Below are 22,726 nucleotides of genomic sequence, written 5' to 3' on the forward strand. Positions count from 1 at the left end.
CTCAGTAAGCGGCTATTACGTAAAGGTTGTTACGGTCCTAAACTAGGAAAATATGATGAATCACAACGCAATAATAACAATTACTAACCTCAGACTTCGTACCTACATCGGTTTCAACGAAGAGGAAAAAAAGAAGCAGCAAGACATCATTATCAACGCAGAAATCCACTACCCAGCGAATAAACTTTGTTTAGAAGACAACATTGATAATGCCTTGAATTACAAAACCATCTGTAAAGGAATCATTAACCATGTCGAAAATGGCAGGTTCTTACTGTTAGAAAAACTCACCAGCGACGTTCTCGGCATCTGTATCGATCATCCTTGGGTCTATTATGCTCAAGTTAAGATTGATAAACCTCATGCTCTGAGATTTGCAGACTCTGTTTCTCTCACTTTGAACTACACGGCAGAAACAGGAGACAAGGCATGATTTCACCAGAAGCTCAAAAAGTACAAGAAGCATTAATCGCACGTGGATTGGAAACGCCACTCGTTCCCTCTGAAATGACGGCAGATGAGAAATATCAACGTATTCGAGGTCTACTCACCGAAGTCATTAGCACATTAGGACTGGATCTTACCGACGATAGCTTGGCTGAAACACCTCATCGTATTTCAAAAATGTACGTGCATGAGATTTTCTCTGGTCTGGATTACCAGAACTTTCCAAAAATCAGTGTGATTGAAAACAAAATGGCCGTTGATGAAATGGTCAAAGTATCGGATGTGAACATCACGTCGACCTGTGAGCATCACTTCATCACTATTGATGGCCTAGCTCAAGTCGCTTACATTCCGTCGAACAAAATCATTGGTTTGTCGAAAATAAATCGCATTGTACGCTTCTTTGCACAGCGACCACAGGTACAGGAGCGCCTCACTCAACAAATCTTAGTGGCGATTCAAACCCTGACGGAAACTGAAAATGTCGCAGTGTCTATAAAAGCCACTCACTACTGCGTTAAATCTCGAGGTGTCATGGATACTAGCTCAGAGACATCGACTACTGCACTGGGTGGCATCTTCAAAACCAACCCTCAGACCCGCGCGGAGTTTCTAGGATGAAAGGAGCGGTGGTAATAACAGGTGTTGGTAAAAGACTGGGATTAGCATTGGCAAAAGATTTTCTCGCTCAAGATTATAGAGTGATCGGTACTTATCGCACCAAATACCCAGAGCTTGAAGCTTTACAGGCACAAGGAGCTGACTTGCATCAAGTTGATTTCTATCAGCCTACAAGCCTCGATGCTTTTATCCAATACCTCAATCTTGAGTACTCTGAGCTGCGGGCAGTTATTCATAATGCTTCAGACTGGAGCCCAGATGAACCTGCAGGGTCCAACAATCACGCTCAGGTGTTGCAAAAAATGATGGCGGTTCATGTGAGCGCACCATACCAGATGAACTTGGTACTACAAAGATTGCTCTCCAAGGGCTCTGGCACCAGCGATATTATTCACATCAGTGACTATGTTGCTGAAAAAGGCAGTAGAAAGCATGCAGCCTATGCAGCCAGTAAGGCTGCGCTTAACAATCTTACGCTCTCGTTCTCGGCTATGTTAGCGCCAAAGGTTAAAGTGAACACTGTTTCACCAGCCCTTCTTAAGTTTAATGAGCATGATAATGATGCGTACAAGCAAAAGGCTCTGACCAAAGCGCTTATACCTCATGAAGCAGGTTTTGAAGAAGTGATAGAAGCGATTCGGTTTATCATGTCTAGCGAATACATGACTGGCAGGAACATCTATCTCGATGGTGGTAGGCACTTAAAATGACACAATGATTGCTGGTATTTACCAGCAATTTTTTTGGTTATGATAAGGCCAAACACACTTAAGGAAGCATTCATGCCTGATCAAAATTCAAAGCAAGAACGTCATCAAGCGCGTCAGCAAAAAGTGAAAGAGCAAATCGACGCTAAAATTGCTGCTGCTCAAGAAGAAAAAGGACTGCTACTGGTTATCACTGGTAACGGTAAAGGTAAATCCACTTCAGGATTTGGCACTATCGCCCGCGCTGTTGGCCATGGCTTCAAATGTTCAGTCGCCCAGTTCATTAAAGGAACGTGGGACAACGGTGAGCGTAACTTGCTAGAAAAACTCGGAGTAGAATTCCAAGTCATGGCGACGGGCTTTACTTGGGAAACTCAGAATAAAGCCACCGACACCGAAGCCGCGCAGAAAGTTTGGCAAGAATGTAAGCGAATGTTGAGCGATGAGTCTATCGACGTGATTCTGTTTGATGAATTAACCTACATGGTCAGCTACGGCTACATTGAACTTAATGAAGTCGTCGAAGCATTGAACAACCGGCCAAAGATGCAATCTGTTGTCATCACAGGTCGCGGCGCGCATCGTACGTTGATCGAAATGGCCGATACTGTTTCAGAAGTGAAAAACGTCAAGCATGCTTTTGAATCTGGAGTGAAAGCACTCAAGGGTGTTGATTGGTAGTCTAGGCTGCCCACTATCATTACAAACAACAACACGAATGACAGCACTGACAATGACTATCGCTCAGTGCTTTGACCCTGTAAGTTCTTTCTCTTGATATTACATGGATTGCCCGCCGCCAGACAGTAGGAAGGGATGCTTTTCGTGACAACACTACCTGCTCCGATAACTGCCCCATCACCAATATGGACGCCAGGTAAAATAATGCACCCGTATCCAACCCAGACGTCGTTACCTATCGTAACAGGCTTGGCTTCTAGGCTATCTAGCTCATTCGCGTGACCTCGATTAGCCAAAGAATGACCACTGCAATCCATAATGACTACATTAGGGCCAAAAATGACATTGTTCCCTATCTTTATCTCTTGATAAGAACAGATAGAAGTACCTTGGAGAACACAGCTGTTCCCGATTTCAATTTTTCCAAATGGACGGTTTTTAATAGATACACTAGTTAACTTTGTTATTCCCGAAGGAAATGCAGGAAGATGAGTGGACTCAATATAACAGCTAGAACCGATACAAATAACTTCATTGGTTTTGGGGTGGTTACCAAAACTATCTGTTCCAACTTTAGTTAGCGTCACTGATGGACAGCCCGAAAATGTCACCCAATTATCTACACCACAGTACTCCCCAAACTGTTGCATCAATTCAGTCCCTGACAATCCAGAATGCTTATCCGGACACAGTATGCGTTCAGAGTGATACATTTGAACCCTCCTGCCTAAAATTATTAGGTATCTCCTGGACTACCCCTCCGTCCATAAGTAAAACTCGATCGGCCGATGCTATGGTTTCTGGGCGATGAGCGATCATCAGGATGGGAATATTAATTTCTTTAAACATCTGACAGACAAACGACTCGGTATAGATGTCTAAACTACTTGTGGCTTCATCCAACACCAAAAATTTAGGTTTCTTGTACAAAGCTCGCGCGATAAGGATTCTTTGCTTTTGACCTCCGGAGAGACTGGAGCCCATTTCACCAACCAGTGTGTGATACCCCATATTTAGACGTTCAATATCATCATGAACACCTGCCCTTCGAGCACACTCAACGAGCCACTCTTCATCTAGATCGCCTGAAAAGAACGTAATATTCTCGATAATCGAACCACTAAATAGCTGATCTTCTTGTAATACTGCTCCGACTTGAGCTCTAAGTGATTTAGAAGCTGTCGATCTATTACCAAAATAGCAAATGTCTCCAGATGTGACTGAGTATATGCCTAATAGAAGCTTAGAGATCGTAGATTTACCGCAACCAGATGGCCCGACTAACGCAACAATTTCGTCGTTTTTGATACTAAAGCTAGCACCACTAAGAATAGGGGGCAGGTCTTTCCCATAGGAAAAGTATACATCGTCGAACTCGATGGCACTCTCATTCTGGTCATTAATCACACTAGGTAGTTCCGTAACATCTGGAGCGCTATCTGTTTCCTTTTCCGTTAAGACAATGTCTGCAAGACGCTCGTTATACACGGATAACATCTTAAACTCGAAATACTTATCTATTAGGGAGCTAATGCTGGCCGAAAAGCGCCCTTGATAAGACAGGAACGCCATTAACATACCGATAGTAAAGAGTCCATCTAACACCAAATTCGCACCAAACCAAAGAACACTCGCAGATACAAGGCTAACAATGCTCACATTCATTGTGTTGTAGATCATTCCTAGCTTTTGCTCGTATAGCTGCGCATTTCTGCGATTAATGTTAAGGTTTCTCCAGGACGACTCTCGCCAAGGTAGCGTCCCATTTACTCGCAAACTTAATACACCGCGAACAGTCTCAATGAAATAGCTTTCTTCTTGAGTACTAGCTTCCCAAGTATTTTCTTCAGCGCGTTTAAACGCACCAAACCATGCCAACCTGAGAGCGATGTAGCCCAATGCAGCAGCGATGGCAATGAATGAGAGTTGAGGACTATAAACCAACATAACCGACAGCGTGCCAACGACTAATACTAAGTCGAGTAGAGCTTGAATTACACTGGTTGTTAACGTCTGCTGAATGACATTTACAGCAGAAAATTTAGCATTAATACTCCCTATATCCCTTTTTTCAAACCAATCTATCGGTAATCGGAACAAATGATGGAAAACATTTGCAGCCCACTGCATATTAAAATTTACTGAAAGCTTGATTGTCGCCCATTGCTGGGCGAGACCGATTAAGGTTTGAGTCGCCGTTATCATAAGGATGGATCCAATGACGAGTACAAGGAGATTTTTGTCATACCCAACCAACACTTCATCAATCACGATTTGATTGAAGATAGGTAACGTAAGGGCTAATACCTCCAATACCAATGCAAAAACAAAAATTCGTCCTAGTGCCCCTTTTAGGCCAACTGTTTTACCAATAAGGGTTGATAGCCGAACGGCTTTGCTTTCGACTTTTTCTTCAAAGTCATGAGTGGGTGTTAACTCTAGAGCAATACCTGTAAAATGTTTGTTCACCTCATCATAACTCAGTGTCAATGCTCCATTTGCAGGATCATGAATTTCAATTCTCCTCCCACTCACTTTCTTTAACACAACAAAATGATTTAGATTCCAGTGCAAAATACAAGGTGTGGCTAACTGTTCTAATTCATGCAGGTCCAAGCGCACCGCTCGGCCAGAAAGCTTGAGAAGAGAAGCACATTCAATTAGCCGGGCAAACGACATCCCATGCTGGGTAATGCCACATTTTACCCTCAGTGACCTAAGATCGGTTTTGTAACCATACCAATCGGCAACCATCGCCAAACAAGCAACACCACATTCCGCCTTTTCAGTCTGTCGGATCAATGGGAGTTTCTTTCCCCACCCCCAATCTATTAGACCATCTGCATGCATCACTATATTCGCCCATTAATAGTGTACAAAGGCTCTAAAAGCCACTCGTAGACCTTACGTGTATCCAATTCAATGTCTGCAGTTAACGTCATTCCTGGCACAAATACTTGCTCCTCCCCATATACGGTGATGGTTGGCTTATCTAATTTAACTCTCACTTGGTACAAACCAACACCACCAAGAGTACGAGAAAGCTGACTTTGTATTAGTGGACTATTTGGTAACATCTCCGCGGAGACTGCAGATTTTGATATAGATGCGATAACGCCTTGCTGAACACCAAATTTTTCATAAGGGAACGCGTCAAACCGTAAGCGAACATCCTGACCTTCTTGAATAAAGCCAATGCTACGACTGGGGGCATAAAGCTCAACAACGACTGGGTCTTCACCCTCTGGAATAACAACAAGTAAAGGCTGACCTTTATTAACTGAATGGCCTTCCTTGACGAAGATTGACGCAACGACGCCGTCTATCGGTGACACAACCTGAGTATCTGTCTGATAAAAGTATTCTATTTTGTTTTGAGTAACTTTCTGAAGCTGGCGGTCTATTTCCTGTAGGGCAATATCAAGTTCCAACTGGAGGGTATCTTTCGATTCTTCCAGCTTAGCTTTTTCTCTGACCAAGCGTTGTAAACTAAGACGTTGAGTTTGTACCTTAGCCTCTAGTGTTATTAGCTCAAGCCTTTGTTTTTGAAGCTCAATAGAAGAGATGAATTGTTTGTTGGCTAACACTTGTTGCTTATCGACTAGGCTTTGTGCAAGGCTTAGTTCTTGTTCAGATAAATCAACGACAACTTTCAGTATACTTGCTTCTTCTGACAGGCGCGCTAGGTCATCCTCAATGACTTCTCGTTGATGTTGGGATTTTTCTACTTCTTTATTTCGACGTTCATTTAGCAAGGTGATTTGATTTTCAATGGTAGTAACAATGCGCTTTTTTACACCTTGGCCAAACTCATCATATCGCTCTGTTTTTATCTCGTACAACGCTTCTCCAGCGAGAACTTTCTGACCTTCAGTAACAAATACATTTTCGGCATACCCTTCATCGTTAGACTGTATCTTAACAATACCGCCTGTAGGGCTTACCACTCCATTCAGTGTATCTCTCCGAGTATATTCAGCAAAAACAACGAAAAAAATGATCGTCAATAAAACGAATACAGATGCGCCAACGAACAAGTTCTGACTAACTGAAGCATCAATTAAAATTGAACCTTGATTGTCTGATCTTTGCGCCTCAAAATACTCTGGCCGGTATAAATGCTTGGCTCTTGCTACCACTGGTTATCCTTTCCCGAAACAAATGAGGCTAAACCTGCGTTACTGCAATTTCTTGTTGCTTATGTGAAATTAACTTTGTATTCACCTTTGTAGCCGACAGGTCTACACCACATTGGCAAATCTTAGTTCTACACTTGGTTGGAATATCGGGAAGTTCAAAATTTTCGTCATAAATAGAACCAATAGGTCCATCTTGCATACACCAAGAGCGATAAATATCTCCGCTAAACGTCACGACTAAACTATCAATACCAGCATAGCAATCCCACCCAACAAAGTTGGTTTGATTATTAGCAATTAGGTCAAAGGTAGACAAATTCCTAGCTGTACCATCAATATATTTAACTTCTAGTTCAGCTATTGACGGGGGTAGTGTTTTAAGTTCCGGCCTACCACGAAAGTCTTTCATTATCTGTTCTTGTTCAGGGGTATACGAATACTTCTTAGTAATTCCACCATGGCCGAAGCCTTCAAAAAGTGGCTGGAGAGCAATAGAGCAACGAACTTCTTGTTTTAGCCTGTTTGCAAACTCTAAGCAGTCATCAAAACGCTCTGGAACCATCATGATATTGACATGGAAACGTGTACTTTGAGATACCTCGAGAACTTTGGAAACCGCAACAAAATGAGATTCACTTTTGATATCGTTAATATGATAGCTAAGGCTCACGCCCGATAAGTACTCAGCATTGTCTCGCCACCAAGACAATTTCTTGGAACCATTTGAAACAATACAAACATGCCCATCATTTTTACGGATATATTTTATAAGGTCACAAAAATATCTGAGTAGAGTAACTTCACCACCACCAAACTCAAAGTAAGGTTTCAAGTTTAAACTGTTTGAGTGCTTAAATATTTTTTTCACAAAGTCAATTATGACCTCATTCGATGGAGACTTAACTGAACCACTATTTAGACCAGAATGGCAATAATTGCATTTGTAGTTACAATTATTCATTAACGCCCAGTTCACAGAAAAACAACCATCATTGGATTTAATTTCACACATCATATCTAACAACTCTTAAAATAATAAAAATTCATATAAAAAGACACTTCATTAATAATCCTAATCAACAAAAATAATAACACACAAAAATTAAACAAAAACCACCGACAAATAATAAATTCAGTGTTCAACTTAATAAAATATAGACATAAAGATTGTGTAGAGAATGAGGAAATGTAATTACAATCATGTTAGTTGAAAATTTGGGATATTTATACTTAAAATATAACCATCCATACAGAGAAAATGAGATAAAAGATATTAACCAAAAACCAATGCTATTCGACATGTCAGATCCCATTGTAGAATGCAATCCAGCCCAAACAACACCTAACGCTATACACGATGAAATTTTACTAATAAAAGTAGAACACAAAGTCAAAACAATTATAGAAATAATACTTTCTATAACTGGAGATAAAAGTACGAATAGAAAAAAATTATAGTTGAAATATTTATTACCTTCTTGTTCTTCACCAAAATAATAATTTAAAGATATCTGTATAAAAATTGAAAAAACAAAAGTAAAAACAGAAATATAAAACCCAACTTTAAATACATCACTTACTCTTCTATTCAAAATTGAACCTCTAATAAATAGGGCAAGTACAGCCAACCCGCCCTGAATGTGATTAATTAATGTTAGTATCCGTAGCCACCTCTAGAACCGCCTGCTTGCATCATTCCACCGCCCGAATCTAGACCGTAACCTCCGTAATTTTGATTAGTGCCTGTACCAACTCCGGAGTTATTGCTATAGTTATTATTACCACCCAATGCATTATTAACATATCCAAGACCCGCACCAATAATTTCACCAGCTATATACCCCTGAATACTAGTCTTGATGAAATTTCCATCACCACCACCATCAACCATTGAAATCTCATCAACACTTAAATTATACATAAGTTATTTCCTTATATTTATTACAGTAAAAGAGTACTGTGCTCATAGAATCTATCTTGTTAGCCATCCCTTCTTCTTGCCCAGGATTTCATCTGAATATCCGAGTAAATTAGGTATCCACGTAATTGACTCTAATAAGGCTGAATATATTGGCGCTTTAATAATTTTCTGGTTTGATAAATCACCCGAAAGATCAAAGTCTCTTATATATGAATTGACAAGTAAAAAATAAAAAATAATATTTAAAGCACCTATAGCAATCGGAACCCAAATACCTGTTGCAACCATAAATACAAATAAAATAATGCTAGATGGGAATATATACTGTGCCGCCGTAAGCAAAAACCAAGGAGATGCACACAAACCCGCGCTCCAATGAGTTTTCCATGCTTCCGTATAGGCTTCCACCCGACCTCGCGCCCATCTCCTGCGTTGATTAAACAACCCTTTAGCATCGGTAGGGCATTGTGTTGTTGCCTTTGCCTTAGGTGCATATCCTGTTCGATAGCCGTTAGAAATGGCCTTCCAGCACCAAGCGATATCTTCGACTAACCACTCGCTCCATCCCCCTAGCTTTTTCACAACTGAAGCTCGGTGGGCTACAAACGCGCCAGCTAATACTGGAACACAACCAAGTTTGTCTTGCGCGGCTCTTATCGCACCATAAAAGCTAACATGTTCATAGTGTTGCAATTTACCTATAAAACTGACTTCATGGTTCTCTGGTGTGATATACCCACAAACTGCAGCGTATTTTTCATCAGACCAAAGCTTCGTGACCAGCTCATAGATGCCATTGGGTTCGATATAAGTATCGCTATCTACCACAACGTAAACATCCCCAGTTGCAACGCCAAGATGAAGGACATGATCTAAGGCGAAACCTTTTCTACCACCATTTACTGCCCTTTCTACAATTTGGAAGTCGTGGTTGATCTCGGTGCTAGTAATCCACGCTTTAACCCTACTGATTGCATCGTTTGTAGAACCATCATCAATAACAATAACCTGAATTCGACTTGAATAGTTTTGCTCATTTAACTTGTTCAGTGCACATATTAAGTACTCTTCATTTTCGTTGTAAAAAGGCAGAAATACGGAAACTTCTGGGTCGTTATCATTTTTACACTTAGACTTTCTCAGTTTATAACAACCAAATAAAACAAGAGTTGAAATGAATGACAATAGGGACGTAGAAATTAATATCACTTCGATCACATCAATCATAATTATTCCACTTATGATAAATAACTATTAATAAGACAACTAATAGATTGACAATCATATTTTGTATGTAGGTGATTTTGATGCATATTAAATGCTGAATACTTTCCTTCTCTTAAAGTAAATTTTGTATGGCTAATATTGAAACCTAATTTTTTTGACTCAACTAAAACTTTCTGTCGAAACTCATTATCATTGAATCGAGTAATAATTTTCCTTTCATCACCCTTTAGTCGCTCCTTTAAAGTATTTGCACTTTGCAAATTCCTCTCGGAGTGATCCTCGATTCCTAATTCATCTAATAAATACCGATTTTCATAGTCACAAAGTGCTTTTGAGAAACCATACGATAAATCTTTAATTTGATTTGAAGTAAGTTCACCTTTTGAATAGTGATTAACTGTATCAAACAGATTTTCTAGCCAAGATTCAATTAGTTCGTGGTCATCCCATACGGCACCCACTCCATTAGCCAGTACGTAGTTTCCAAAGTCTGGAACTGCTGTTATCGTTCCAAAGTCCAAAAACCTACCATCTATCGATATATTTGAACTCGTTAGTGAGCCATGTGGAATTCCTTTTACTCGAGACGCAGCGATCTGAGAAGCAAGGCGGTTTATCAATTCGTTTAGAACTTCACCTAGAGGGATATCCTCCATCCCACCTAACAATTTAGAGAGATACGGTACTGCTTTCCTTACACGGTTAGCATCATTGTCACGCAGGAAGCTGTAACTCTTCTCTGGCCAAAAAAATGTGCATCGTTCAAAATGTGCCGGACGAACTGACATTTCTCTGACTGCTAGTGCACAGTGCTTATTTGGAGTATCATCTTGATACGTGAAAGCATGTTTGGTATTGGTTTTAATAATGGCTAATGTACGTATTGCTCCATATGGTAAATGTTTGTGACAGATCTCACCCCATATAGCTTCGCTAATGGCTTCGTCGATAAATAACTTTCCATGAGAGTGGCTTTCAGAAATATTTTGAGAGATTAGTGGATTTCGTCCAATACCTTTAATCTGAAAATTACCATTTATTCCACATCTTGCACTGCCTCCATTACAAACTTCATGTCGAGAACCGTATTGATCAGCCATGAATTGTTTCTGATCATTGATATTAATCCGATCCTTCTTAGCATAATCTTCGGAAACATAGCTAAAATTTTTAACTAACTCATTTTTAATTAAATTCTCGTCGCAGTTAATTCCATAATCTTGAAGAAGTTTTTTATTAGTCCAGACAACCTCTGTTCCTGACAATTTATAAGCATCAAAAGATACAAAAGATTCCTCTGGTAATAAATTTCCTATACACGGGGTGTTATCTACTCCAACTAACTTGTGCGTTTTTAGTAGTTCAGTACCCATAAATGCTCCGCTTATTTGTTCTGACAATTAAACCTTGATCGTCTCGAATACAAATATTGATCGCACTTCTATTAATATCTGTAGATGAAGTAATGTGTCTATATAATTCTCTCAGTTGACTCTTCTTGTTTTTTTCAACAAACCAATCGACAATTATTAAGTTATTACCTTCATTCCAGTGCATTGGTTTTAAAAAAAATCGAGGCTGAGTCATGTACTTTGTCAAAGTCGAGTCATCCACCCATGCCCATAATACATATCCGGTATATTCAACATCACTAGTTAGCTTAAGGAACTTATATTGCCGATGGAGAACGGCTGGTTTGATCCAATGCATGAAGGACGATAAATTTAAGTTTTGTCGCAACTTACTCTTAGACATGGTTTCAACAAATCGGCCTAGCTCATGCATTGCTTCTGCTTTCGATAGGGCTCCATAAGGCATACCTGTTATCTGGTTGTTGTAATACGAAACTGTCTTTTCTTCCATAGCAACGCTTGATCTATAATGACTTTCTGTTGGTGGCTAAATTACAGGTAGTTATGACGAAAGAGAATAATGGTAAGAAACGCATTCGAACGACCTCTTTAAAGTATGCCTATGACAAATATGTCAGTTGCAAGATACTTCATATTTGATCGCAAACTGCTTGTCATTTTTATGCCACATGTAAAATATGTGGCATAAAAAACAATAAACTCTATCGATGTGATCTTGATGAAGTCGTCGAAGCATTGAACAACCGACCAAAGATGCAATCTGTCGTCATCACAGGTCGCGGCGCGCATCGTACGTTGATCGAGATGGCCGATACTGTTTCAGAAGTGAAAAACGTTAAGCATGCTTTTGAATCTGGGGTGAAAGCGCTCAAGGGTGTTGATTGGTAAAGATTTGCTGGTCAGTGGCGTAGTCAGTCTACGCCACTCTTTCGTGCCGTTGGCACTGTATCTCTATTCAATATGGATGTTGTTTTGATGCTTATAATGTCCGTCAGGCCATATGTGATTGGGGTAGTGATAGCGTTCTGATTCCATGATAGCAACTGTACCTGGCAATTTATCGCTCAGTGCTTTTCTCGTCTTAAGCCTCATCTCATCAGAAAACAAATCCGCCTGAGATCCTGAATACGCAGCGGTTGCCAGATAGAAGAACTCAGTAACTTTACACTCGTCATCGCATGTCGGGTCATCATAAAAGTAGTAACCTTTCTGCTCTGCAGTTTGCCATTGGCGATACAGCTCACTCTGCTGAGAACTTTGATCACTGAATACATTCGGAAACAGTCCCTGCCACCCTGCATTAAGAATCAAATGATGAATCTCTTCCTGGGAGGCATCTCGGTCCGCATCTGGATTGGTTTCTTCCGCGGACAAGTCCTGCCCAACAATGCCATCGATGTCCATTTGTTCAAACGCTTGGTCACTAAATCCTCTGGCACTCATGACCAATGTTGCTCGATTACCCTGAAGCTCATTAACAATACCCGTTTGGTCAACCTGACCATCTTGATCGTTGTCTAGCCACTGCGCGGCAACATTCGCAGCGTGGCGCAGTTTATCAATCGGCACCTGGTTCGTTGCACAAATCGTAACGGCATTAAACACCGTTGCTTTTTGTGTAAAGAAATCAGCCGGACAGCCTTGTTTAGCGTAGGGGCTAGCATCGAATTCCCCAGCCTGCGCTGGCACAACCATAAATGGTAAAAGATAAATCAGTCGTTTCATGTTCCCTCCTTAGTCAGAACTCCACTCTACTCACATTCACAATATGAATCTGTAAGCACTTGTAATGACTTTGTAAGTGGACCAGAAACAAAAAAAGCGCACCCTGAGGTGCGCTTTCAATTGATATCCAAGTGGGTTAGTTGAATAGACCTTTCAGTAAGCTATTCACTGCTTCTTTAGTCTTTTCATCTTTGATCTTGTCACCCAGTTTCTCATCAAGCTTCTTCAGGCCGCGATCAATTTCTTTCTGCGCTTTTTGCTTCAGAACATCATCGAAAACAAGCTTGAATTTAGGCTGCTGCCAAGAGCCAGAGATGTTGATTGGAATCGTTACATCACGCAACTCATCAATGTCTTTACCACCCTGCCCTTCTAGCGAACCAACGATTGAAGTGCTAACCGTGAAGTCGACGGTTTGATTCAGGTAATTGGCGCTACCATTACCACGAATGCGTAGCAGTGGCGATTGCATCGTTAAATCGTTGGTCGACACATTGCCCTTGTTCAGTTTAAGTGTCGCCTTCATCGCACTAAAGTCAGTCTTTTGCGTCTCATTGCTAGACTCAACTTTCTGGCCTTTTATCTTGGCGTAGTTTTCACGAATCAACTGTGCAACGTTGATGCCGTTAACGGCACCATCGGTGAAGTTAATGCCAATAGTCCCGACCAAGTTTTTCTGAATACCCGTTGGGGTCAGACTGCTGCCTTTAACGTCAACATCGATATTACCCGTCCCTTCCAGCATGTCATTGTTTGCCACGTCTTTCAGTAACGGCTGAACTTTAACGCCTTTGATTTTCTTCTTCGCTGTGTAAGAAGCTGGGCTCTTACGTGCATCCAATTTAGCGGTTGCAGTAATTGAACCTTGGTACAAGTTTGACGAGAACGATGTCAGCTCTGCAATACCGCGATCGACATAAAAGCTCGCTTTGACGTTCTGCATTCTGGCGTTGCTGACTTTGAACTTATCAATAGTAATGTCACCTTTGACGTCCAACGTCTTCAACGCTGACAAATCAGGTTCTACTTCGGCCTGTGGCTTACTTGCTGATGCAGAAGCGCTACTAGAGCTTGTCGAGCCTGTATTTTGCGTACCTGCTGTACCTGATGCTGAAGTATTCTCTGCTGGCTTATTCAGACCAAGAAACTCATCTAAATCAATGTTTGGACTGTGCAGAGCAAAACGCACTTTTGGAATATCACCCAGCGTCACATCCGCCTTACCATCAAAAGCAAGTGCGTTGGCGGTTAATTTCTCTAACACAAAGCTCAAGTGGCTTTTTGTCAGATCAAACGTCAAATCAGACGCCATATCCACTTTCATTGGCGATTGAGGCAGTGAGTCACCTTTGAATGTTGCGTCCAAAGTCAGTTTGTTCATCACAACTTTGGAAATCGCTTTGTCGACCGTCAGTGCACCTGCGCCTTTCATATCAATGTCTAGGCCAGCAGCTTGACCTGCAACGCTGTAAGTCAAAGCGTTTGCCTTATCAAACTCAAACGTTTCCAATCCTAGCTTGATTGAATCCATCTCAGTTGCCGGGTCGCTAAAGCTCGCATTGAGATCAATATTACGCAGCGCATACTCAGCAAAACCTTTTGCTAGCTTAAATTCAGCACTGCCTTGCGCCGTGAAATTTTGCTGGTTGTTTTCGCCTTTGGCGGCAAAATCAGCCTTGGTCCAAGTATCTACTGCAAACTCAGACAAGTTGAGCGACACATCGTACAGCTTAGTGTAGGAACCAGCCTGCTTATCCTGAATTTCAACCGCAGCATTAGAGACTGTGACTCCAGCAAGATTGATCGTCCAAGCAGAAGCTGGGCTTGGGCTTGACTCTGTCGGAGCAGCATCCGCAGGCGCTTCTGTGTTTGGCGCATCCGTTGTCACGGCTTCCGTATGCGTATTTTGAGCCTGAGTCAAAGCATCAATGTTCTTACGGCCATCTTTGAGTGTTTCGAGGTAAAACTCTGCACCATCAAGAGTGATGTTGCCAATTTCAAGCTGCTGACTGAATAAAGGCATAACGGAGACATCAACGCCCACCGTTTCAACTTTAAACATGTTTGGCTGGCTAAAACCCTGCGGGTTACGCAGTTCCGTTTTGCCTAGCTCAAAGCCAATAGATGGGAAGAATTGCCAGCTGATATCGCCTTCAATCACTAGCTCAAGACCAGTTTGTTTCTGCGCTTGCTCAACAATAAGAGGTTTAAATTGGTTTGGGTTAACCAAAAGTACCAGTGCCAATAGAGCACCGATAATGATTACTAGAGGAATCGCTATAAATAGGAACAGTTTCTTCATCAGCATTATCCTTGCTATTCGGGTATTGCCAGACGTGAGTGGACAAATATCCCAAGTATAAGTCTTGTCGGAAAACTTTTATGAGACATAAAAAGAAAGTGGCACTTAAAGTGCCACTTCTTACATAAAAAATAAAGCGCCTGAATGAGATAAGGGCTTAAGCTTTCAAAAGTTTTGCAATGTGAGCTTTTAGTACATCGATAGCAATACGGTTTTTACCGCCACGAGGAACAATGATGTCCGCGTATTGCTTTGAAGGTTCGATAAATTGCATAAACATAGGACGCACTGTTTCTTGGTACTGCTTCAGTACTGATTCCATTGTACGACCACGCTCTTCCACATCGCGCTTCACGCGGCGTAGTAAACAAATGTCGAGAGGAGTGTCCATAAAGACGGTCGCGTGCATCAAATCACGCAAACGTGGATCAGTCAGAAGAAGAATACCTTCCAGAATGATCACCTTCTTTGGTGTCATAGATGAGGTATTTTCTGTACGCGTGTGGTCTGTATAGCTGTATTCTGGTACTTCGACTGCTTCGCCACGAGTCAGCATTTCAAGATGCTCACACAGAAGGTCATGATCCAGCGCGCTCGGGTGGTCGTAGTTGGTCTTAACACGCTCTTCCATGCTCAGGTGACCCTGATCGTTGTAGTAGCAATCTTCCGTAATCACACCAATTTGATGATCGCCCACTTTCTCACGAAGCTCGTTGTAGATAGTGCTGGCGATTAAACTTTTTCCAGAAGCAGACGCGCCAGCAATACCGACGATGACGCATTGATTATTATCAGACATTATTCTTGCACCCGATGAATTGAATTGGTGTCATGTTCTAATACTAGCATTGTGCATAAAAGCACACATTGTGTATTAGTGTGTAATAGATAAACCGCCTGATTATAGGGAGTTCGGCCTGCAGTTACTAGTGAGGATTTAGCCCAAACCTACAAATGGAATAAATAAGCTCAACGCAAACGATTACAAGCTATAAGATGAAGAAACGAGTGCTTAAAAAGCACTCATTTTATCGTTACTCGACCATTGTAAATTGGATGGATGCTGGCTTTTCTTTACCATGCCAGTACATTCGGGCACATACGGATTCAGCCAGTTGAATATACTGAGCTGCATGTTCTGAGTCTGGACGCGCTGCCACCGTCGGACAACCTTTATCAATGTCTTCACGCATAGAGATGTGCAGAGGAATTTGAGCCAATAAGTCGAGACCATACTCACTCGACATCTTTTCGGCGCCACCCGCTCCAAAGATGTGCTCTTTACCACCGCAATGGCTACAAATGTGGTAACTCATGTTCTCAACTAACCCCACAACTGGAACTTGCACCTTCTCAAACATTGCCGCACCTTTGCGCGCGTCTGCTAATGCGAGATCTTGTGGTGTGGTCACTATCACAGCTCCGGTCACCGGAATTTGCTGCGCCAGTGTCAACTGAATATCTCCCGTCCCCGGTGGCATATCGATCACCAGATAGTCCAGCTCTGGCCACTCTGTCTCATTTAGCAATTGAGCCAGCGCTTTAGATGCCATCGGCCCGCGCCAGATGGCTGCTTCATCCTTCGATACCAGATAACCAATCGAATGTGTGTAAATGCCATGCGCAGCAATAGGCTGCATCCACTTGTCATCGCGAACAACCGGTGTCGCGTTTTGCTGGCCAAGCATCATAGGTACGGACGGCCCATAAATATCCGCATCAAGTAACCCGACTTTTGCCCCAGATTGCGCCATCGCGAGCGCTAGGTTGACTGAAGTTGTGGATTTACCGACACCGCCTTTCGCAGACGTCACTGCGATGACATTTTTCACCCCTTTAACTTCATGGCCGACATGAGTTTCCAATGGTTTAGGTGCCACGGTAATCTCGCACTCAAAAGCAGCAACCTCACCACCTTGTTGCTGAGACTGAACCCATTCAGACAACTCGCTAACGAGCGCTTTAGCAGCAAATGGAATGACGATCTGAATAGCATTTGCTCCGACCGTGACAATATTGGCCACAGATGCCCATTGCGGAGCTAAGCTCGGGTGCTCAAATTGGTTTAACCAAGCACAAAAATCTTGCTTTGAAGTGAAATGACGCATAGGTCCTCCTTATGCATCTAATCGTAGCACTGAGCAGCGCAGGACTGAACCCCGAAAAAACTAAGGTAATCGCGCTGATGACTCCTTGGAGTCACTGGTGGGATAAGGTAGTATTACTCTCTATTTTTATACACCTTAAGAAGCGATTATTAAGTATGGCAAACGATCCAAGAAAACTACTGGTCACTTGTGCCCTCCCGTACGCTAACGGTTCGATTCACCTAGGTCACATGCTTGAGCACATTCAAGCTGACATCTGGGTTCGCTACCAACGCCTACGTGGCAACACTGTAAACTTCATCTGTGCTGACGATGCTCACGGCACGCCAATCATGCTAAAAGCACAACAGATGGGTATTACGCCAGAAGAGATGATCGCTGCAGTAAGTGAAGAGCACCAGAAAGACTTCGCTGGCTTCGATATTAGCTTTGATAACTACCACAGCACACACTCTGAAGAGAACCGTGAGCTGGCTTCACGCATCTACCTAGAGCTGAAAAAGAACGGCTTTATCTCTAGCCGCACTATCTCTCAGCTTTTCGATCCTGAAAAAGAGATGTTCCTACCGGACCGTTTCGTAAAAGGTACTTGTCCTAAGTGTAAGTCAGAAGACCAATACGGAGACAACTGTGATAACTGTGGTGAAACGTACAGCCCTACTGAACTGATTGATCCTAAATCAGCAGTATCTGGTGCAACTCCAGTAATGAAAGACTCTGAGCACTTCTTCTTCGATCTACCTCAGTTTGAAAGCATGCTGCAAGAGTGGACACGCTCTGGCTCACTTCAAGCTGAAACAGCGAACAAGATGCAAGAGTGGTTTGAGTCAGGCCTTCAACAGTGGGACATCTCTCGTGATGCGCCATATTTCGGCTTTGAAATCCCAGGTGAGAAAGACAAATTCTTCTACGTATGGCTGGATGCCCCCATCGGCTACATGGGTTCATTCAAAAACCTATGTGACAAGCGCGATGACCTAGATTTCGATGAGTACTGGAAGAAAGACAGCACAACTGAGCTTTACCACTTCATCGGTAAAGACATCGTTTACTTCCACTCTCTATTCTGGCCGGCAATGCTTGAAGGCTCTGGCTTCCGTAAGCCAAACAACGTATTCGTCCACGGCTACGTGACCGTAAACGGCGCTAAGATGTCTAAGTCGAAAGGCACATTCATCAAAGCAGCTACTTACTTGAATCACCTAGATCCAGAGTGCCTACGTTACTACTACGCAGCGAAGCTAAACAGCCGTATCGATGACCTAGACCTTAACCTTGAAGATTTCATTCAGCGTGTTAACGCAGACGTGGTCAACAAGATCGTTAACCTAGCTTCTCGCAACGCAGGCTTTATCACTAAGCGTTTTGAAGGCAAGCTATCTTCAGAGTTCGTAGAGCCTGAGCTATACAACGAATTCGTTGCAGCCGCTGATCGTATCGCAGAGCTTTTTGAAACTCGTGAATTTGGCCGTGCTATCCGTGAAATCACAGCACTAGCAGACAAAGCAAACCAATACGTTGATGAAAAAGCACCGTGGGTTGTAGCGAAAGAAGAAGGTAAAGACCAAGAGCTACAAGACATCTGTTCTGTTGGTATCAACCTATTCCGCGTTCTAATGACTTACCTTAAACCGGTAATGCCAGAGCTTGCTGCGCGAACTGAAGGCTTCCTAAACGAAGAACTGACTTGGGAAGGCATCGCTGCACCGCTAACTGGTCACGAAATCACTAAGTTTAAAGCGCTATTCAACCGTATCGATCCGAAGAAGGTTGAAGCTATGGTTGAAGCATCTAAAGAAGATGCAGCGGCAGAAGTTGCAGCGAAAGAAAAAGCGGAAGCTGAAAAGAACAAAGCGAGCCAGACTGAGCTTGATAAAGAGCCAATTGCGGACGAAATCGAATTCGATGACTTTGCGAAAGTTGATCTTCGTATTGCTAAAATCGTTGAGTGTGAAGAAGTACCAAAAGCAAACAAGCTTCTCAAATTGAAGCTGGATATCGGTGGTGAAGTACGTCAGGTATTTGCAGGTATTAAGTCCGCTTACAAACCTGAAGATCTGATCGGTAAGCACACAGTTATGGTGGCAAACCTTAAACCACGTAAGATGAAGTTTGGCATGTCTGAAGGTATGGTACTGGCAGCAGGCCCAGGTGGCAGTGATCTTTGGATCCTAGAGCCGCACGAAGGTGCCCAGCCAGGCATGCGTGTCATGTAAGTCAACTGACTTTTAGTTACACAAGCCCCGCTTTATAGCGGGGCTTTTTTGTGCCCTATTTCACACTTTTGGTGAGTTCATGCACCTTCTAAGAGCACAGCAGAACACCTAATAAAATTAAGTCATTGAAATATAATAGATAAAATTCTGGCACCAAAGCTGCTCTACCCATTAAGAGGTATCAAGCAACAAGGAGTCAGTCATGTTTGTACTCATTTCTATCATTATATCCGTAGGCATTTTGCTGACGCTGTTTCACTTTTCAAAACATCGTCAAACGACACTACAGAGAAAATTCGACATTCTCGTATTACTTAGGCAAGTTTTGCTGCTTGGTCGACAGCACAGATCGCTCACTCATCAAGCGCTATCCAACCAAAATCAATCTCAGAGCTTTCCTGAGTTAGAACGAATTTATGGCCAAATGATGGAGAAATCGGGCGAGCTTATTGCAGTTGCACAGTTTGAAAACAAACCTATGTATCGAATTCTGCAATTGAAACTCAAGGGATTACATAAAGAGTGGTCTCATCGTTCCATCGCTCGCAATCAAGTCGTTCACGGACACGCCATTCGCCACTGTATGTTCTTAATGGATGAAGTCGCCATCGCTTGGTTGATCGAATCTGGGCGGGGAGAATTGAGTGATGAGTATCACCTTAACTGGCAGCAAGTCCTCGACAGCATGGAAGTGCTGACTCAATTACGTGTTTCCATTCAGGAAGCTCACTACCCTGAAGGAATGCTGCGTGTGAAATACTATTGTGATAAATCTAGGCGTAAGCTTAATCAGCTATCACTGATTTGCCCAATGTCGATCGCCTCACCGCTAAGCTCAAAGTCCATGCATACTTTGTCTGAAATCGGGGCTTCCGATGACATGGTGCTTTCCGTAGAAGAGCTATACCAACTGACGACAGACATCTCCCTGATCATTTCTCAGGTGTACGACCAGATGTTGTCAAACATCACTGAAAGTTTGTATTTACCCCTGCCTAAAGTTGCTTTTAACTAATGAGTAGTAGCGCCACATGATTTGTGGCGCTCCTATAATGTAAAAATTACATAAAATATCTTAATTCAAACTTTACAACTTAGTCTAAAATTATAGAATTGACTTAAAATCTTAATTCTATTTTTCTATGAGTAAAAACGATAGTATCGTTTATTATTGTGATGACTTAATCTTAGACAGAAATGAAATGTCTATAAAAATAGATAGTCATGAAAACAAACTAAACTATAATGAACTAATGATTATTATCCACTTTATGGAAAATAATAATCAGGTCATATCAAAGAATCACCTTATCTCAGTAGGCTGGCCAGACAGTATTGTTACTGACTCCTCGTTACACAAAGCTATTTTTAATCTTCGCTCAGCAACTCGACACTCCAAAACCATCGAAATAAAAACTATTCCTAATAAAGGCTATATGTGGGTTTGCAATTATTTTGAAGCAAAACGTGTTGAAAGAGAAAGCGAGAATATGGCCGTCTCTCGGGTTGAAAAAGTCCCCCAAAAGTTCATCAAAGCAAGTATTGTCTCTCTTTCAGCGATAATGCTTAGCACTGCGCTGTGGTCTGTCAGTAACAATTACTTTTTTAATACAACCTTTATTGATGAACAATACCACATTATGAAAATATCAACTAAGACGGTATTAAAACGCAAAGATCAGCCTTTACCTCAAGAGCTTATCGATAGAATAAAGGAAATGCCCTGCCAATGTTCTTATTTTTATTATAAGAATAAAGACACTTATGAATTATCAACATTTAGTTCAAAAAATAAGAGTAGTAACAATTACTTTATTGATAAAGGAGAGTGGGATGTATTTATAAAAGAATGGGGCAATGAATGATGAAGCGGTACTATATTTTACTTATTATTAGTTCTTTAGCGCTTTGGGGTTCTGTTTTTTTTGAAAGTGATATTAACTTCAGAGGTGGCGTATTCAACAGCAATATTATTACTCACCCATACAAAGCAGAAAAGTGGCAAGAGAATATCAATATTTTGATCAATGAAGATGGTAGCTTTCATGCAACACTCATCCTAGAAGGGAATGAGCTGCCACGAACTGAAGTCTTCTCTGTATTTGGCCAACTCAATAAAGATGCCGAATATGCCTATCAGATCGTTTCTAAAACTAAATCAATGCAAGAGACTTCACTACCGGAGCTGATTTCGGAACCCTACACACAACTGTACTTTTCTGAAGATTTGACCTTGGTCGATTCATTCAACGTTATCTATCGTGACAAAGATAAGCTGATAGTCGAAGCAAAAGAAGGTGAACTAAAAACGCTAATGATCACTAGAGAATAGAGGCTGCCTCTTACCGAAGAGGCAGCTAAATCTGTCTAGAAGGAGTACGTCGCCCCTATCTGAAAAATGTTGTCGTTCGCTTTTTTTTCCAAATCAAAATCTGCAAATTTTAGCTCTCGATAGACAAAATTGGTGTTGAGCGCCCAGTGATTCGAAAAGTAATAGTCATTGTTTAAGTGGATTTCGTGCTTATAGATGTCCATGCCGTCCTCTTCGAAATAACTGATGTTGTAAAAAATGTTCAGTCTATCGTTGTCACTTAAGCTAACGACGCTTCCTAACTCCAGCGACATTCCATCTTCAAACCGGTTCACCTCATCAGTAACAGCGACATAGTCTTGTGGGTTCAGAGGATCATGTTCTTCGGTCTTGAATGATCTTTGGCTCGTTTTAAAATCACTCCAACCAACAGCGGCATATGGCTTAAATCTTCCCAACGGCAGAAAGTAGCCCAGACCAATGTATTTATTCGCGCTCGCAAAATGTTCTTTACCGGAGTACTGCGAAGATGCGTTGCTGGTCTGACGCTCAGCTCCCTCTAAACTGGACTCATCGTAACGAGCCTGAATAAAAAGCTGATCATAGAAGTTCCAAGAAGCATCCAAATAGGCTCCTAAACCTTCTCTTGCATCCTCGTCTCCATACAATCCCTCACCCGCATTGCTAATGTGCAGGCCAGCTGAAACGTGATCGAATGGGTTTTCTAGGGCGTAACACTGACTGGTTAGAATAAGTGTGCTGATAGCGAAGAATATTTTTGACACGGATTTCCCTCATAAAACTTGTGTAATTCCTAACGACTGGCTGTCGTTCAAAGCTGGCACAAGGTAAAGAAGCTAGGCTGAGATAGGAACGGAAGGTTTCTTACTGGTTCTGAAAAAGCTAAAACCGTGTTTTTAGCTTTTTTGAGAGCATATGTGTATAGAG

Annotated in this window: 22 protein-coding genes and 1 pseudogene; 10 read left to right on the forward strand and 13 right to left on the reverse strand. The window is 41.9% G+C overall.

Annotation, left to right across the window (positions count from 1 at the left end; genetic code table 11):
* Window positions 1–55: 55 nt before the first annotated feature.
* From folX to cobO, 4 genes are all read left to right on the forward strand, one after another.
* On the forward strand, window positions 56–433 hold the full coding sequence (gene folX / locus VIC_RS23935; protein WP_006962984.1) for a dihydroneopterin triphosphate 2'-epimerase: 378 nt from the start codon (window positions 56–58) through the stop codon (window positions 431–433).
* Complete coding sequence (gene folE / locus VIC_RS23940) at window positions 430–1,068, forward strand: GTP cyclohydrolase I FolE (protein ID WP_006962985.1); 639 nt, start codon at window positions 430–432, stop codon at window positions 1,066–1,068. The genes folX and folE overlap by 4 nt, the downstream gene beginning before the upstream one ends.
* Entirely contained in the window at window positions 1,065–1,778 is a 714-nt protein-coding gene (folM, locus tag VIC_RS23945; protein ID WP_006962986.1) for a dihydromonapterin reductase, read from the forward strand. The genes folE and folM overlap by 4 nt, the downstream gene beginning before the upstream one ends.
* Window positions 1,779–1,850: 72 nt before the next feature.
* Window positions 1,851–2,456, forward strand: a complete 606-nt coding sequence (gene cobO, locus VIC_RS23950) for a cob(I)yrinic acid a,c-diamide adenosyltransferase (protein ID WP_006962987.1) — start codon at window positions 1,851–1,853, stop codon at window positions 2,454–2,456.
* 56 nt (window positions 2,457–2,512) lie between these two features.
* Here the strand turns inward: cobO and VIC_RS23955 are convergent, their stop codons facing one another.
* The 4 genes from VIC_RS23955 to VIC_RS23970 are packed head-to-tail and all read right to left on the reverse strand — an operon-like array spanning window position 2,513 to window position 7,610.
* The gene (locus VIC_RS23955; RefSeq protein WP_006962988.1) at window positions 2,513–3,169 is read right to left on the reverse strand and encodes an acyltransferase; all 657 of its coding nucleotides are present in this window, start codon (window positions 3,167–3,169) and stop codon (window positions 2,513–2,515) included.
* Window positions 3,156–5,306 (reverse strand): peptidase domain-containing ABC transporter, encoded by a 2,151-nt coding sequence (locus VIC_RS23960; protein WP_006962989.1) that lies wholly within the window; start codon window positions 5,304–5,306, stop codon window positions 3,156–3,158. Before VIC_RS23960 ends, VIC_RS23955 begins: the two co-directional genes overlap by 14 nt.
* A gap of 2 nt (window positions 5,307–5,308) precedes the next feature.
* A complete protein-coding gene (locus tag VIC_RS23965; RefSeq protein ID WP_006962990.1) occupies window positions 5,309–6,595 on the reverse strand; it encodes an HlyD family secretion protein in 1,287 nt (428 codons plus the stop codon).
* Between the two features lie 28 nt (window positions 6,596–6,623).
* Window positions 6,624–7,610 carry a radical SAM protein gene (locus VIC_RS23970; protein ID WP_006962991.1) on the reverse strand — a complete coding sequence of 329 codons (987 nt, stop codon included), beginning with the start codon at window positions 7,608–7,610 and terminating at the stop codon, window positions 6,624–6,626.
* Window positions 7,611–7,795: 185 nt separating this feature from the next.
* Here VIC_RS23970 and VIC_RS23975 point away from each other — a divergent pair, with 185 nt between their 5' ends.
* Entirely contained in the window at window positions 7,796–8,053 is a 258-nt protein-coding gene (locus tag VIC_RS23975; RefSeq protein ID WP_039952576.1) for a hypothetical protein, read from the forward strand.
* A 196-nt stretch (window positions 8,054–8,249) separates the two neighbouring features.
* Here the strand turns inward: VIC_RS23975 and VIC_RS23980 are convergent, their stop codons facing one another.
* Genes VIC_RS23980 through VIC_RS23995 form a run of 4 tightly spaced genes read right to left on the reverse strand, consistent with a single transcriptional unit; the run spans window position 8,250 to window position 11,606 of the window.
* Complete coding sequence (locus tag VIC_RS23980) at window positions 8,250–8,516, reverse strand: hypothetical protein (protein WP_006962992.1); 267 nt, start codon at window positions 8,514–8,516, stop codon at window positions 8,250–8,252.
* 51 nt (window positions 8,517–8,567) lie between these two features.
* Entirely contained in the window at window positions 8,568–9,743 is a 1,176-nt protein-coding gene (locus VIC_RS23985; RefSeq protein WP_006962993.1) for a glycosyltransferase family 2 protein, read from the reverse strand.
* Between the two features lie 11 nt (window positions 9,744–9,754).
* Window positions 9,755–11,116 (reverse strand): protein adenylyltransferase SelO family protein, encoded by a 1,362-nt coding sequence (locus VIC_RS23990; RefSeq protein ID WP_006962994.1) that lies wholly within the window; start codon window positions 11,114–11,116, stop codon window positions 9,755–9,757.
* Window positions 11,106–11,606, reverse strand: coding sequence for a toxin-activating lysine-acyltransferase (locus tag VIC_RS23995; RefSeq protein WP_039952578.1), 501 nt, complete (start codon window positions 11,604–11,606; stop codon window positions 11,106–11,108). Before VIC_RS23995 ends, VIC_RS23990 begins: the two co-directional genes overlap by 11 nt.
* Window positions 11,607–11,827: 221 nt before the next feature.
* On the opposite strand from VIC_RS23995, the pseudogene VIC_RS26475 reads away from it, so the two are divergent.
* Window positions 11,828–12,004: pseudogene (locus VIC_RS26475) on the forward strand (cob(I)yrinic acid a,c-diamide adenosyltransferase); the annotation flags it as partial.
* A 63-nt stretch (window positions 12,005–12,067) separates the two neighbouring features.
* Here the strand turns inward: VIC_RS26475 and VIC_RS24000 are convergent.
* From VIC_RS24000 to apbC, 4 genes are all read right to left on the reverse strand, one after another.
* The gene (locus VIC_RS24000; RefSeq protein ID WP_006962996.1) at window positions 12,068–12,841 is read right to left on the reverse strand and encodes a hypothetical protein; all 774 of its coding nucleotides are present in this window, start codon (window positions 12,839–12,841) and stop codon (window positions 12,068–12,070) included.
* Window positions 12,842–12,977: 136 nt separating this feature from the next.
* On the reverse strand, window positions 12,978–15,143 hold the full coding sequence (locus VIC_RS24005) for an AsmA family protein (RefSeq protein WP_006962997.1): 2,166 nt from the start codon (window positions 15,141–15,143) through the stop codon (window positions 12,978–12,980).
* A 157-nt stretch (window positions 15,144–15,300) separates the two neighbouring features.
* On the reverse strand, window positions 15,301–15,942 hold the full coding sequence (gene udk, locus VIC_RS24010) for a uridine kinase (RefSeq protein ID WP_006962998.1): 642 nt from the start codon (window positions 15,940–15,942) through the stop codon (window positions 15,301–15,303).
* A gap of 235 nt (window positions 15,943–16,177) precedes the next feature.
* Window positions 16,178–17,251: an iron-sulfur cluster carrier protein ApbC gene (apbC, locus tag VIC_RS24015; protein ID WP_006962999.1), complete on the reverse strand. Its 1,074-nt coding sequence runs from the start codon at window positions 17,249–17,251 to the stop codon at window positions 16,178–16,180.
* A gap of 155 nt (window positions 17,252–17,406) precedes the next feature.
* On the opposite strand from apbC, the gene metG reads away from it, so the two are divergent.
* The 4 genes from metG to VIC_RS24035 all read left to right on the forward strand — a co-directional run bounded on the left by metG (window position 17,407) and on the right by VIC_RS24035 (window position 21,799).
* Window positions 17,407–19,467, forward strand: a complete 2,061-nt coding sequence (gene metG, locus VIC_RS24020) for a methionine--tRNA ligase (protein WP_039952579.1) — start codon at window positions 17,407–17,409, stop codon at window positions 19,465–19,467.
* 202 nt (window positions 19,468–19,669) lie between these two features.
* Window positions 19,670–20,482, forward strand: a complete 813-nt coding sequence (locus tag VIC_RS24025) for a hypothetical protein (RefSeq protein ID WP_039952580.1) — start codon at window positions 19,670–19,672, stop codon at window positions 20,480–20,482.
* 187 nt (window positions 20,483–20,669) lie between these two features.
* A complete protein-coding gene (locus VIC_RS26065) occupies window positions 20,670–21,332 on the forward strand; it encodes a winged helix-turn-helix domain-containing protein (protein WP_157622148.1) in 663 nt (220 codons plus the stop codon).
* Window positions 21,329–21,799: a hypothetical protein gene (locus tag VIC_RS24035; protein ID WP_006963003.1), complete on the forward strand. Its 471-nt coding sequence runs from the start codon at window positions 21,329–21,331 to the stop codon at window positions 21,797–21,799. The genes VIC_RS26065 and VIC_RS24035 overlap by 4 nt, the downstream gene beginning before the upstream one ends.
* A gap of 35 nt (window positions 21,800–21,834) precedes the next feature.
* Here VIC_RS24035 and VIC_RS24040 read toward each other — a convergent pair whose 3' ends face one another.
* Window positions 21,835–22,563 (reverse strand): outer membrane beta-barrel protein, encoded by a 729-nt coding sequence (locus tag VIC_RS24040; RefSeq protein ID WP_006963004.1) that lies wholly within the window; start codon window positions 22,561–22,563, stop codon window positions 21,835–21,837.
* Window positions 22,564–22,726: the final 163 nt, after the last annotated feature.

The organism is Vibrio coralliilyticus ATCC BAA-450 (assembly GCF_000176135.1).
In the GTDB taxonomy this organism is placed as follows: Bacteria; Pseudomonadota; Gammaproteobacteria; order Enterobacterales; family Vibrionaceae; genus Vibrio; species Vibrio coralliilyticus.